At 67.1% G+C, this 13,937-nt stretch carries 10 protein-coding genes; 8 read left to right on the forward strand and 2 right to left on the reverse strand.

The features are described from left to right. Positions 1-151 precede the first annotated feature (151 nt). Positions 152-2,428 (reverse strand): DUF6600 domain-containing protein, encoded by a 2,277-nt coding sequence (locus NX778_RS04580; protein WP_258810484.1) that lies wholly within the window; start codon positions 2,426-2,428, stop codon positions 152-154. Positions 2,429-2,905: 477 nt separating this feature from the next. Between NX778_RS04580 and NX778_RS04585 the strand changes: the two genes are divergently transcribed. The 5 genes from NX778_RS04585 (at position 2,906) to bcaP (ending at position 9,493) form a co-directional block, all read left to right on the forward strand. Beyond that, on the forward strand, positions 2,906-4,639 hold the full coding sequence (locus NX778_RS04585) for an ABC transporter permease (protein WP_258810485.1): 1,734 nt from the start codon (positions 2,906-2,908) through the stop codon (positions 4,637-4,639). A 10-nt stretch (positions 4,640-4,649) separates the two neighbouring features. Then, the gene (locus tag NX778_RS04590) at positions 4,650-5,954 is read left to right on the forward strand and encodes an ABC transporter ATP-binding protein (protein ID WP_258810486.1); all 1,305 of its coding nucleotides are present in this window, start codon (positions 4,650-4,652) and stop codon (positions 5,952-5,954) included. A gap of 71 nt (positions 5,955-6,025) precedes the next feature. Continuing rightward, positions 6,026-6,523, forward strand: a complete 498-nt coding sequence (locus NX778_RS04595; protein WP_258810487.1) for a hypothetical protein — start codon at positions 6,026-6,028, stop codon at positions 6,521-6,523. A gap of 169 nt (positions 6,524-6,692) precedes the next feature. Continuing rightward, positions 6,693-7,775 (forward strand): AI-2E family transporter, encoded by a 1,083-nt coding sequence (locus NX778_RS04600; RefSeq protein WP_258810488.1) that lies wholly within the window; start codon positions 6,693-6,695, stop codon positions 7,773-7,775. Positions 7,776-8,053: 278 nt separating this feature from the next. Continuing rightward, positions 8,054-9,493 (forward strand): branched-chain amino acid transporter BcaP, encoded by a 1,440-nt coding sequence (gene bcaP, locus NX778_RS04605; protein WP_370661309.1) that lies wholly within the window; start codon positions 8,054-8,056, stop codon positions 9,491-9,493. Between the two features lie 144 nt (positions 9,494-9,637). On the opposite strand, the gene NX778_RS04610 is transcribed toward bcaP, so the two are convergent. Continuing rightward, positions 9,638-10,735, reverse strand: a complete 1,098-nt coding sequence (locus NX778_RS04610) for a tartrate dehydrogenase (RefSeq protein WP_258810489.1) — start codon at positions 10,733-10,735, stop codon at positions 9,638-9,640. A gap of 164 nt (positions 10,736-10,899) precedes the next feature. Here NX778_RS04610 and NX778_RS04615 point away from each other — a divergent pair, with 164 nt between their 5' ends. The 3 genes from NX778_RS04615 (at position 10,900) to NX778_RS04625 (ending at position 13,930) form a co-directional block, all read left to right on the forward strand. Continuing rightward, a complete protein-coding gene (locus NX778_RS04615) occupies positions 10,900-12,090 on the forward strand; it encodes a glycoside hydrolase family protein (RefSeq protein ID WP_258810490.1) in 1,191 nt (396 codons plus the stop codon). 62 nt (positions 12,091-12,152) lie between these two features. Continuing rightward, positions 12,153-12,755, forward strand: a complete 603-nt coding sequence (locus NX778_RS04620; RefSeq protein WP_258810491.1) for an HdeD family acid-resistance protein — start codon at positions 12,153-12,155, stop codon at positions 12,753-12,755. Between the two features lie 74 nt (positions 12,756-12,829). Beyond that, positions 12,830-13,930 carry a 6-phosphofructokinase gene (locus NX778_RS04625; RefSeq protein ID WP_258810492.1) on the forward strand — a complete coding sequence of 367 codons (1,101 nt, stop codon included), beginning with the start codon at positions 12,830-12,832 and terminating at the stop codon, positions 13,928-13,930. Positions 13,931-13,937 lie beyond the last annotated feature (7 nt).

Raw genomic sequence — 13,937 nt, forward strand, 5'->3', positions numbered from 1 at the left:
CGTACTGATGATGGGCTCGGCCGCGTTGACCCTGCTGGACATCGCTGGCTGGCTGTGAGGCGGCTGGCACTTGGTGTTCCTCGTGCTTGTGCTCGCGGCGGCCACGCTCCGGCCATGGCTGAATGCGTTGGGCGTGCCCGTGCCCCGGCGCTTAGTGCTTGTCGTCGTTCTGTTCGTTGTGGCCGTGCTGCGCCTGGCCTTCGCGCGCCTGCTGTGGCTGGTGCTGTTGTGGTGCCGGTCGTGCCTCGGCGGGGTGGGGCCGCGGTTGCGGTTGAGACGGCTCGGCTCGCGGTTCAGGCTGCCGCGGACGTGGCGGCTCCTGGTGGGGCGCCGGCTGGGGACGCGGCGGCTCCTGTCGCGGCGCGGCTTGTGGCCGTGGCGGCTCGGGCCGCTGGACCGGTGCTTGCACATGCGCCGGCTCGGGCCGTAGCGCAGGCGCTTGCACGTGCGGATGCGCGGGTTCAGGGTGTGACGGCGCGGCTTGGGTGTGCAACGGTTGCGGGCGCTGCGGCACCGGCTGTTCATGTGCCGGTTCCTGGCGCGGCGCTTCGCGATGCGGCGCTGCTTGAGGTGCGGCCGCTTCGACGCGTTGCGGCGCTATCTGTGGATGCGGCACCGCTGCGTGCGGCCCCTGCATGGCCTCGCGGCGCCCGGGCGGCGGTTCCTGCGGCCTTGGCGCTGCCTGCGGCACTTGCCCGGGTTCACGCTGATGCTGCTGCGCGACGCTTTCCTGCAAAGTGCGCGGCGGTACTGGCACGCCCGCTTGTGGCGCGACAGCCGGCGCTTGCTGATGTTCAAGAGGATGTTGTGGCGGTCCCCGGCGCGCTCCGGCCTGTTCACCCTGGGGCAAGACCGGCATCGGCGCGGCGCCCGGCCCCACGGGCCGTCCGTGTTGCTGTCCCGGCGGCAGGTGCGGGTTCCTGCCTTCGCCTGGCGGCAGTGGTGCGATCTGGGTTGGCATTGCCTGCGGCCCAGCACCATGCGGCCCCGGCGCGATCGCCGGACCTTGTCCCCGCACTCCCGACTGCCTTCCCGGAGTCGGCACCGGCTGCGGCGCCTGCGTTCCCGGCACCTGCGTGGCGGGCGCTTGTCCGGCGCCGGCGACTGCCGGCCGCATGCGCGTCATTGCCGGCCGCGCCAGCAATGCCTGCGCCGGCCTGTGCCCGCCTGCGCTGCGTCCTGCGACGCTCTCGCGTCCCGCCTGCACTTGCGGCGCCACCGTAAGCGGCGCCTGGGCGAAGCGCGCGCTCGGCACGGCGACGCCGGCGCCGCGCACCGGCTGCGCCCGCGTGAACACATTCACCGGCACCGCGGTCACCGCACCGTTCACGGTCCGGTTGCGATAGTTGGCCGGCGGCGCGTTCCCGGCATTGAAATTGATCGCGCTGAGGTAGCGCGGGCTGGCCTGGTAGGGCGGCCGGTAAGCTTCATGCGGCGCCAGCGGGAACCAGGCCACGTCCGGGCCGCGCCGCCGGTCATGTTCCAGGAACAGGCCGGCTGCGGCGAACACGACCAGCGCCGGCGCGTACACCGGCATCGCGTTGGCCGGTTCCGGCACCCAGCACCAGCCGCGATCGACATAGGCCCAGCGCCCGTAGTGGGTGACCGCGAAACCCCAGGGCGCGTCATCGATCCAGGTCCAGCCCCAAGGCTCGATCCAGGCCCAGTGGCCGTCGCGGTAGGGCGCCCAGCCGCGCGGAACGCTGCGCGGAATCCACACATTGCCGTAATCCGGCACCATGCGCCAGCTGCCGTAGTCGTCCAGGTCTTCGTAGCCGATCATCGCCGGCGACACGTAGCGGACGGCGCGGGCGCGGTCGGTTCGGCGGTCGCGCTCGAAGCACCAGCGGTCGAAATCGTCGCGGTAGCGCGGATCGAGCGCCTGCACATTGCGCAGGTCCGGCCCGATGAAGCGGAAATCCTGGCCGGGATTGATGGTGTAGGCCTGGTTCTGGCCGAAGGCCTGCGCCTGCCCGTCGTCGACGCGCACAGTGGTCGTGTTGCCGGATGGGTCGACGCTGACACGGTAATGGCCCGGCTGGTCGATCGTCAGCGCAAGATTCGGCGTGTCCACCTCCACGATGCCGGCCGCCGGCCCGGGCCGCACGCGCACGTTCAGCGTGCCCTGCGGCAGCTGGACCTGCAGCGCGCGGTCGTCCAGTGTCAGGATCGACAGCAGGGTGCTGCCGTCCATCCGTACGGCGACGCCGCCCAGCTGCAGCTCGTCGCGCGCGCCCGGTTCCGTCCACACGCGGTCGCCCGCGACCAGTGGACGGTTCAGGCTGGCCAACGCCCACTCATCCGTGCCGGCAGGGGCGAAACTGACCGGGCCGCGGGTGTAGGCGACCCGCGCCACGCGTACCGGCGGGTCGGCCAGCGCCTGCGCGCACACGAGCGTAAGGAAGAGCGAAACGAGGATTCGCAGCATATTGTAAAAATGAAAACGCACCAATGAGCCGATTGTGCATCCAACAACAGGCACGGACAGTTCGCGAGCGCACGCAGTTCATTGCAATTTCAACCCGTTTTGCCTTGACGCCGTGAAGCCCGACAACTACACTCGCGGGGTTTTCATTTTTAGGGTTCCCTCATGGGCACTTGTTCGAGCGACAGTTGTTGCCAGCCCCCGGCTGATGCATTCTCGGCAAGATAACGCAGGCTCTACCGTCTCCTGCCGTCATCCTGCCCGGATGATGGTATTCCCTTGTACCGGCGCCGTGCCGGCACATCCGTATCCCACACAACACACGCAAGTTCAGCGGTTTTGCCGCGCAGCCGCGCGTTTCACCGCACCACGAATCACGCCGCCTGCTGGGCGGCAACTGACGGGGATTTGTCGCCAGCGTGCAGCCAGGCCAGGCCTTGCGCGCAGGTAGCGGCGCCGCATGGGCGCAGGGGATGTGTGATGTTCGAGTTTTTCCAAAGTGGGCAGTCGGGCCAGGCGCGCGCCGCACGCGGTCCCAACCGCTGGGACTGGATCCTGCTGCCGCTGGTGCTGGTGGTGCTGGCCGCCACCGCCTACGGCGCGGCGCAGATGGCGCGCCCCTTCATTCTCGGCCAGCCTACGCCGATCGCGCTCGACGTGTGGTCGCTGCCGTACTACTTGCTGCGCACCATTCTGCGCATGTTCATGGCGCTCGGCTGCTCGCTGCTGTTTTCCTTCGTGTTCGCGGCCGTGGCGGCCAAATACCGCGCCGCCGAAAAGATCCTCATTCCGCTGCTCGACATCCTGCAGTCGGTGCCCATCCTCGGTTTCCAGGCGATCGCGATCGCGCCCTTCATCGCGCTGTTCCCCGGCAGCATGCTGGGTGTGGAATGCGCGGCGATCTTCGCGATCTTCACTTCGCAAGCATGGAATATGGCATTCAGCCTGTACCAGTCGATGCGCACCGTGCCGGCCGAGCTGTCGGAAGCATCGCGCGTGTTCTGCCTGTCCGGCTGGCAGCGCTTCTGGCGCCTCGAACTGCCGTACGCGATGCCTTCGCTGCTGTGGAACATGATGATGTCGATGTCCGGCGGCTGGTTCTTCCTCGTCGCCGCGGAAGCGATCTCGGTGGCGGGCCAGGACATCAAGCTGCCCGGCATCGGCGCCTTCATCGCGGTCGCGATCGAGCAGGAAAACGGCCGCGCCGTGGCCTGGGCCATCGTCGCCATGCTGGCCGGCATCGTGCTGTACGACCAATTGTTCTTCCGCCCCTTGCTGGCCTGGGCCGACAAGTTCCGCTTCGAGGAATCGCAGGGCGACACCGCGCAGCGCTCGTGGCTGCTCGACTGGGGCCGCCGCAGCATCGTGATGAGCCGGCTGGCCGAGCGTTTCTGGGCCCGCATGCGCGGCACCCTCGGCTGGTTCGGCGGCGCGCCGGTACGCGCGCCCAAGTCGGTCATGCCGGGCGCCCTGCGCGACGTGATGCCGCGCGTGTGGGATGCGATATTGGTGCTGCTTGCGGGATACGCTTCGCTGCAGCTGATCGTCTACGTGCACGCGGCGGTAGGCTGGGCCGAGGTCGGCCACGTCGTGCTGTTGGGCCTCGCCACGCTGTTGCGGGTGATGCTGCTGATCGCGCTGGCTTCGCTGGTGTGGGTGCCGCTGGCAGTCTGGATCGGGCTGCGGCCGGCGTATTCGCAGCGGGTGCAGGCTGTGGCGCAGTTCCTGGCAGCGTTCCCGGTCAACCTGATGTTCCCGGTGGTGGTCTATGTGCTGGTGACCTGGCGCCTGAACCCGGACATCTGGCTCAGCCCGCTGATGGTGTTCGGCACCCAGTGGTACATCCTGTTCAATGTGGTGGCAGGCGCCTCCACCGTCCCGACCGAGTTGCGCCTGGCCGCCGATAATCTCGGCCTGAAAGGCTGGCTCAAGTGGAAGCGGGTGTACTTGCCGGCGGTGTTCCCGGCCTACGTGACCGGCGCCATCACCGCCAGCGGCGGCTCGTGGAACGCCAGCATCGTGGCCGAATATGTCACGTGGGGCAAGACCACCCTGGCCGCGAACGGCCTGGGCAGCTACATCAAGCAGATGACCGACGCCGGCGACTTCCACCGCATCGCGCTCGGCATCGGCGTGATGTGCATTTTCGTGATGCTGTTGAACCGTTTCTTCTGGCGTAAATTGTACGTACTCGCCGGCGACCGCAGCCTGTAAGGGGAATTGAATGGCCAAAGATATCCTGATCCAGCTCGAAGGCGTGGGCAAATCTTTCACCAGCGCCGATGGCGCGCCGCGCCGCATCCTGGACGGCCTGAACTTTACGCTGCGCAAGGGCGAGATTGTGGCACTGCTGGGCAAGTCCGGTTCCGGCAAGTCGACCCTGCTGCGCATCATGGCCGGCCTGATCCCGGCCGACGGTGGCCGCGCCATGTACCGCGACGAAGCGATCGCCGGCCCGGCGCCGGGCGTGGCGATGGTGTTCCAGTCTTTCGCGCTGTTCCCCTGGCTGACGGTGCAGCAGAACGTCGAGCTGGGCCTGGAGGCGCAGGGCGTGCCGCCCGATGAACGCGAACGCCGCGCCGACGAGGTGCTGGAGCTGATCGGCCTGGCCGGTTTCGGCGGCGCGCTGCCGCGCGAGCTGTCCGGCGGCATGCGCCAGCGCGTGGGCATCGCACGGGCGCTGGTCACCAATCCAGACGTGCTGCTCATGGACGAGGCCTTCTCGGCGCTGGACGTGCTGACCGGCGAGACGCTGCGCAACGACATCCTCGCGCTGTGGGACAGCAACCAGATCCCGACGCGCGGCATCGTCGTGGTCTCGCACAATATCGAGGAAGCCGTGATGATGGCCGACCGCATCATCATCATGTCCAGCGATCCTGGCCGCATCCGCAGTGAAGTGCGCATCAACCTGCCGCGTCCGCGCGATGCCGATTCGCCGCGCGTGCGCGCGCTGGTGGACCAGGTGTACGGCCTGATGACCATGCGTCCGGTGCCGCAGCCGGCCGCCGTCGGCGCCCCGGCGCCGGCGCATCCGGACTACCGCCTGCCGGACACCGACATCGACCGCATCGAGGCGGTGCTCGACCTGGTCGCCCAGGCGCCGTTCGACGGCCGCGCCGACCTGCCGAAGCTGGCCGAGGAGACCGAGCTGCCGGACGAGGAGCTGTTCCCGACCTACGAGGCGATGACGATGCTGGGGCTGGCGCAAGTGGAGGCGGGCGACATCATGCTGACCGCGCTGGGCATGCGCTACGCCGGCGCCGACCAGCAAGAACGGCAGGAAATCTTCGGCCGCCAACTGCTGGCCCACGTGCCGCTGGCCGCGCGCATCCGCGAGCAGCTGGTGCAGGCCGAGGGCGGCGCGGTGTCCGAACAGCCCTTCATCGACCTGCTGGAAGAGCACCTGGAACAGGACGAGGCCAAGCGCACGCTGGAGATCGCGGTGGAGTGGGGCCGTTACGGCGAAGTCTACGAGTACGACTACCACCTCGGGCGCCTCAAGCTGCCGGAGGAAGAGGGCGTTTAAGCCGCCGTTCATTTGCTCCTGCTGGGCTCGGCGTACAATTAGCAATGGTGCGGCATTCTGAAGGGGACGATATGAAACGAGCGCTGTTTGGGATGCTATTGGCCATGGCCGCCGCCACTGCCGCTGCCGACGAACGCCAGTCCTGCGAAGCCGCCAGCGGCGCATGGCGCAGTGGCGTGGTGCTGCAGGGCCCGCGTTTCGCGCACGGGCAGTTCCGCCAGGGCATCGAGCTCTCGCATACCCACCTGAAGCTGCGCGCCGACCAGGATGGCCAGGTCTACGACGTCGCCATCGACAACGTCTTCGCCAGCGGCTATCGCCCGGGACAGCCGGTCGTGCCGGCGCCGATCGACGGCATCCGCGAAGGTGACCACCTGTCGCTGTGCGGCCAGCTGTACGACCGCGGGATCGGCATCCACTTCGTGCACACCAACTGCGGCCAATCGCCGGCGCCGAATCATCCGGATGGCTGGCTGCGCGTGGTCGACCGCTCTGGCCAATCCGGCGACAATCTCGAATCCAGCACCAACTACTGCCCCCTGTTCTCCCACGGCCGCCGCCGCCGTTAGAACCTGTCCAAGCAACGTTAGCTCGATCGAGAACGTCGTTCCCGCGCACGCGGGAACCCCATTTCCTACGCGCTAAGTCAGCTTCCGCCGCACCAGCGCGCGGCGATACCGGCTTTGCGAATATGATTGCGCAACAAGCAAGCATAGGAGCAAACCTTGGGAGAAGCCCTTGTTCGGCATTGACGTCCGCGCCGCGCGCGCCGTGTGGACAGCCGCGCTCGTGCTGCTGGCGCTGTACTGCGCCTACACGGTCCGCACCACGCTGCTGGTGCTGCTGTTCGGCGTCTTCTTCAGCTACCTCGTGTACCCGCTGTTCGTGCTGCTCCAGCGCTGGACCGGCGGCCGGTTGCCGCGCGTGCCTTTGCTGATCATGGTGTACGCCCTGATCGTCGGCGCCTTCGTGCTGGCCGGCGCGCTGTTCGGTACCCGCATCGCGACCGAGGCCCAAAACCTGGCGCAAGAGCTGCCCAAGCTGATGCAGCCGGGCCAGCTCCAGCGCCAGCTCCCGCTTCCTGCGCCGCTGGAGCCCTTGCGCGTGCGATTGGCCGAGTTCCTGCAGAACCTGATCTCGGCCGGCGCCAGCCAGGCGCTGCCGACTGTGCGCGGGCTGGGCACCGGGCTGCTCCACGTCGCCGGCAATCTCATCTATGTGGTCGTCGTGCCGATCTTCAGTTTCCTGATGGTGCGGGACGCGCCCGGCATCGAAGGCGTGCTGGTATCGCTGGGCAAAAAGCAGGACGGTTCCTTCTGGTCCAGCCTGGCACGCGGGCTGAACCATTTGATGTCGCAGTACGTGCGCGCGCTGGCGCTCCTGTCGCTGGCGACCGTCATCGTGTACAGCGTCGTGCTGTCGCTGCTGGGCGCACCGTTTGCCCTGTTGCTGGCGGTGCTGGCAGCGCTGCTGGAAGTCATTCCCGTGTTCGGCCCGCTGATCGCGGCGTTATCCATCTTTTCGGTCGCCATCGTCAGCGGCTACCCGCACGTGTGGTGGCTCGTCGCCTTCATCGTGGCCTACCGGATCTTCCAGGACTACATGCTCAACCCCTACCTGATGAGCGAAGGCGTGAACGTGCCGCCGATCGTCGTGGTGTTCGGACTGCTGGCGGGTGACGAACTGGCGGGCGTGCCGGGGATTTTCCTGTCGGTCCCGTTTTTCGCCGCTGTGCGCATCGTCGCCGTACAGATCCGCATCCACCGCGAACGCCGCCAACTCGAGGCCTGCGAGGCCGGCTCCGGTCCCGATTCCGGCTGACCGGCGCGCGATTTTCATCGTGCAGTGCAGCGTAATGACAATGCATCTTTTGTTGCACGAAAACCCATGCAGTGGTTCAATGCCGCATCTCAATCCTGCGTCGCCATTTGACCAAGGTTTGCGCCAGCTTCGCGCCGCCCTGGCTTCAAAAGGCTTCTGCCGGGGTGGAGAATGCGTTAATGTATGCGCTGCATGGAGGATCCCATGCCCGCAACACGACAATCCGGACGCACGACAACTATAACCACGCGCGGCCGTTATTTTTATTGGAGAGGCTAGTGAGTATTTTTAGAACCAAGAACCTGGACAGCATGGTGGCCGCCAGCCGCACACCCGGTGGTCTCAAGAAAGTGCTGGGACCGTTCGACCTGATCCTGATGGGCATCGGCGCCATCGTCGGCACAGGTATTTTCGTTCTGACCGGTACTGGCGCCGCCACCGCCGGCCCGGCGCTGACCCTGTCCTTCGTCGCCGGCGCAATCGCTTGCGGTTTCGCCGCCATGTGCTACGCCGAGTTCGCATCGACTGTCCCCGTCGCCGGCTCGATCTATACCTACAGCTACGCGACCCTGGGTGAACTGGTGGCCTGGATCATCGGCTGGGACCTGCTGCTTGAATACGGGCTGGCGACGTCCGCCGTGTCGGTCGGCTGGTCGGGCTACTTCCAGTCGCTGATGGGCGGTTTCGGCCTGCACCTGCCTGACGCGCTCAGCGCGGCGCCGGGTGCGCTGCCGGGCGTCGCCACCTACTTCAACCTGCCGGCATTCTGCATCATGATGGCGCTGACCGCGCTGCTGTCGCTGGGCGTGCGCGAATCGGCGCGCGTCAACAACGTGATGGTGGTCATCAAGGTGGGCGTGGTGCTGCTGTTCATCGCCGTCGGCTTCCGCCACGTGCAGCCGGCCAATTGGCATCCCTACATGCCCTTCGGCGTGTCGGGCACCCTGAGCGCAGCCGCGCTGGTGTTCTTCTCCTTTATCGGTTTCGACGCCGTCACCTCGGCAGCGGAAGAGGTCAAGCGTCCCGAGCGCGATCTGCCGATCGGCATCATCGGCTCGCTCACCATCTGCACCATTCTGTACGTGGTGGTGTCGGCCATCATGACCGGCATCGTGCCGTTTGCCCAGCTGAACGTTGACCACCCGGTCTCGCTGGCCCTGCAGTACGCGAAGGAAAACTGGTTCGCGGGTTTCGTCGACCTCGGCGCCATCCTCGGCATGACCACCGTGATCCTGGTGATGGCGTTCGGCCAGACCCGCATCATTTTCGCGATGTCGCGCGACGGCCTGCTGCCGGCGAAGCTGTCGGAAGTGCATCCGAAGTACGGCACCCCGTTCTTCGCCACGTGGATGGTCGGTATCGTGTTCGGCCTGCTGGGCGCGCTGGTCCCGCTGAAGGTGCTGAGCGAGCTGGTCAACATGGGCACCCTGGCCGCGTTCTGCCTGGTGGCGGTTGCCGTGGTGGTGCTGCGCAAGAAGCGCCCGGACCTGCATCGCGCATTCCGCTGCCCGGGTGTGCCGGTGGTGCCGGCGCTGGCCGTGCTGTCCTGCGGCACGCTGATGGCCTTCCTTGGCGCGGTCACCTGGATCGCGTTCGGTGTGTGGCTGGTCATCGGCCTGGTGGTGTACTTCGGCTATGCCCGTCACCGCTCGCTGCTGAACAAGTCGCCTGAGGCAGGCGGTTCGCCGATGGGTGTATCGCAGTCGGCGATGAAATAAGCTGTTTGCCGGTGGGCGCACCCGCCGGCTTCACTGACAAAGGCCCGGTTTTGCCGGGCCTTTGTTTTTGCTACCTCAAATTGATCGTCGTTCCCGCTGCCGCGGGAACGACGTTCGTGGTGTGAGGTGGTGTCGTGTGGGCGTTCAGGCAGCTTCCAGCGCGCGGGCGATCGCGTCGCCAGCTTCAACCGTGTTGGCCTTGCCGCCCAGGTCGCCCGTGCGCGGGCCGTCCTTGAGCACCTGCTCGATCGCGCCCACGATCGCATCATGCGCCTCGCGGTAGCCGGGGCCCGCATCCGGCGCATCCGCCAGGAATGCCAGCATCATCGCGCCGGACCAGATCTGCGCGATCGGGTTGGCGATGCCTCTGCCGGCGATATCCGGCGCCGAACCGTGCACCGGCTCGAACAGGGAAGGGAAATTGCGCTCCGGATTGAGATTGGCCGACGGCGCCAGGCCGATGGTGCCGGTGCAGGCCGGACCGAGGTCGGACAGGATGTCGCCGAACAGGTTCGACGCCACCACCACGTCGAAGCGGTCCGGTTGCAGCACGAAACGGGCGGTCAGGATGTCGATGTGCTGCTTGTCGATGGTGATGCCGGGATAATCCTTGCCGATCGCGTCCGCGCGGCCATCCCACCACGGCATGCTGATCGCGATGCCGTTCGATTTGGTGGCGACGGTCAGGTGCTTGCGTTGGCGCGCGCTGGCCAGTTCGAATGCGTATTTCAGCACCCGGTCCGCGCCGTGCCGCGTGAACACGGATTCCTGGATCACCAGCTCGCGCTCGGTTCCCGGGAACATGATGCCGCCGAGATTGGTGTATTCACCTTCGGTATTTTCGCGCACCACGTAAAAGTCGATGTCGCCGGCCTTGCGCCCAGCAAGCGGGCAGGGCACGCCGTCGAACAGGCGCACCGGACGCAGGTTAATGTATTGATCGAATTCGCGCCGGAACTTGAGCAGCGAGCCCCACAGGGAGATGTGGTCCGGCACCGTGGCCGGCCAGCCGACCGCGCCGAAGTAGATGGCGTCCATGCCCGCGAGCTGGTCCTTCCAGTCGGGCGGCATCATGGCGCCAGTCTTCAGGTAATAGTCGCAGCTGGCCCATTCGAAGGGGGTGAACTGGAGGTCGAGTCCGAACTTGCGCGCGGCGACTTCCAGCACCTTGCGGCCTTCCGGCAAAACTTCCTTGCCGATGCCGTCGCCGGCGATGGCTGCGATGTTGAAACGACGGGACATGCTGATTCCTTTCTCAAGAGATTTCGATCGTAGCAGTTTTCGCCGCGATGTACTTCCGGGCACCCGCTTTTCGGCCTGGGTATGGACGGTATGTGAAGCCGCGCACACTGTCCCGCGCCGCCTGCCGTTAAGCTGGCCCCTCCTTCCGGACGGGGTGAACTGCCGTGTTCAAAAGCTTTTTCCAGGCCGGATTCGAATGTACGACCGGCTATAACCGAGATGGCCAGTGGATCGACCTGGTCGAAGATACGCTGCATCACTTGCACGTCGGCGAGGATTACCGGCGCTTGCGTGCCGCCGGGATCGCGACGGTGCGCGATGCCATCCGTTGGCCGCTGGTGGACCGGAACGGCCGCTACGATTTCTCGTCCGCGTGGCCGGTGGTCGACATGGCCAAGCGCTACCGGATGGAAGTGATCTGGGACCTATTTCACTATGGCTACCCGGACGATGTCGAACTGCTGTCGGGCGCCTTCATCGACCGCTTCGCCGCCTATTGCAAAGCCTGCGCCCAATTCCTGCGCCGTCATCTGCGCGGCCAGTTGTGGTTCACGCCGGTCAATGAACCGTCGTACATGTCCTGGGCGGCGGGCGATGCCGCCCATTTTGCGCCGCACCTGTCCGGGCGTGCCTTCGACCTCAAGGTGGCGCTGATCCAGGCCGCGATCCGCGGCATTGATGCGATCCGCGCCTGGGTGCCGGACGCCCGCTTCGTCCACGCCGACCCGCTGTGCCGGGTTGCGCCGCGCAACGACAGCCTTGACGCCGCCACGGCCGCGCGCCGCTTCAACGAGGAGAGCGTATTCGAAGCGTGGGACATGCTGGCCGGCCGCCTGCTGCCCGAATTGGGCGGCAGCCTGGCCCACCTCGATGTGGTCGGCGTCAATTATTACTGGAACTGCCAGTGGGTCCACGGCGAGGACGGCAGCTGGCTCGATCCGGACGATCCGCGCCGCATGCCGCTGTCCACGCTGGTCGAGCAAGCATGGCGTCGCTATGGCGCCGAAGTGCTGATCTCGGAAACTTCGCACTGGGGCGAGCACCGGGCCGGCTGGATGGAAGAGCTGGCCGGGGAAGCCGAGCAACTGCTCTGCGCCAAGGTGCCCTTGCGCGGCGTCTGCCTGTATCCGGTGATCGGCATGCTCGACTGGCATGCGCCCCGGCGCTGGATGCCGATGGGCCTGTGGGACATTGACCACGACGGCGACATGCGGCGCGTGCTGCACGCGCCCATGTTCAAGGCGCTGCTGCGCGCGCAGCGCCGGGTGCTGCCCCATTTGACGGCGCAGTCAGCGGCTGCCTTCGGCCCGCTGCCGGGCACGGCGGCGGAACTGTCGCGGACCGGCACTGCCTAAGCGACTAGTGGCGCGGCAGGCATGTCGCCTCGCGCGGCCACGCCTCTTCCTGGTGTTTGAACATGAACAATTTCTACTTGCGTTCGTGGTGGGTGCCGGCGCTGCGCGGCATTTTCGGCATCCTGTTCGGCGTGCTCACGCTCTTGTGGCCGGGCCTGACCTTGCTGACCCTGGCGGCGTTGTTTGCAGCCTTCGCCTTGCTGGGCGGCGTCACCTCCGTCATCGGCGCCATCGGTCACCGCAGGATCGACGATGGCTGGTGGCTGCCGCTGTTGCTCGGCTTGGTGAGCATCAGCGCGGCCATTGTCGCGGTGGCCAATCCGGTGCTGACCACGCTGGTGCTGGTGATGGTGATCGCCGCCAATGCACTGGTGGCGGGCGTGCTTGATATCGTTGCCGCGGTGCGCCTGCGCAAGGACGTCAAGGGCGAGTGGCTGCTGGCCGTGTCCGGTATTGCCGAGGTGGTGTTCGGCGCGCTGGTGTTCCTGTATCCGCTGGCGGGTGCCGTCGCGCTGGTGTGGATGGTCAGCGGCTACGCCATTGTCACCGGCGTGCTGTTGCTGGCCCTGGCCGTGCGTGCCCGCGCCCTGGTGGCGCGGCCGCGCGGGGCGCCGGCGGTCGAACGCCGCACCTTGCCCGACCGGCGCATGGCGGCAGCGCACTAGCTTGCCCATGCTATAGTGACCACACCAAATAATCGCGGGGGGCAGGTGTGGCGGACCAGGCGGCAGGGGCGCGTTTGAAGATTGCGATCAGCACGGGCGGCGGCGATGCGCCGGGCCTGAACGCGGTGATCCGTGCTGTCGTGCTCGCCTCCATCCGCCGCGGCTGGGAATGCTGGGGCATCCGCGACGGCTTCAACGGCCTGCTCGACCCCCAGCAATGCACCGGCGAGCCCGTGATGCGGCTCGATGCCACATCCGTCTACGGCATCGGCGCGCTCGGCGGCACCATCCTCGGCAGCACCAACCGCGCCGACCCGCTGCACTATCCTGTGCGCCAGGCGGACGGCAGCGTGGGCGAGATCGACCGCACCGAAGAGCTGGCCCGGCTGCTGCGCGAGAACGGTTTCGACGCGGTGGTCTCCGTCGGCGGCGACGGCTCGATGGCGATCGCCGCCGCCTTGCATGACAAGGGCGTGCGGGTGGTCGGGGTGCCGAAGACCATCGACAACGATCTTGACCATACCTTCGCCACCTTCGGCTTCGACACCGCGGTGGGTTTTGCCACCGAATGCATCGACCGCCTGCATTCGACCGGCTACAGCCAGCACCGCGTGATGGTGGTCGAAGTGATGGGCCGCTACGCCGGCTGGATCGCGCTGCACGCGGGCATGGCCGGCGGCGCGCACGCGATCCTGATTCCGGAAATTCCCTATGAGCTGGCCGCGGTCGCGGCCGCGATCAGGGCGCGTGACGCGGCCGGACACCATCATTCGCTGGTGGTGGTCGCGGAGGGCGCCGAGCCAGTGCGGGGTGAGCGTACGGTGCTTGCCGGCGCCGAGACCGGACGCCTGGAACGACTGGGCGGCGTCGGCGCCCGGGTCGAACACGAGCTGGCCGGGCTGACCGGCAAGGAATGCCGTTCGGTAGTGCTCGGCCACTTGTTACGCGGCGGCAGCCCTTCGGCGTTCGACCGCGTGGTGGCCTCGCGCTTCGGCGCGGCGGCAGTGCGCGCGCTGGCGCTGGGGCAAGGCGGCGTCATGGTGGCACTGGGCGATGGCGCGATCGGCACCGTGCCGCTGTCCGAGGTCGCCGGGCACACCAAGACCGTTCCGCTCGACAGCGACACGCTCGCCACCGCCCGCGAACTGGGGATCTGCCTCGGCGACCAGGCTTAAGCTGTTC

Origin of the sequence: Massilia terrae, from assembly GCF_024753145.1 — a bacterium.
GTDB classification, from domain to species: Bacteria; Pseudomonadota; Gammaproteobacteria; order Burkholderiales; family Burkholderiaceae_D; genus Telluria; species Telluria terrae.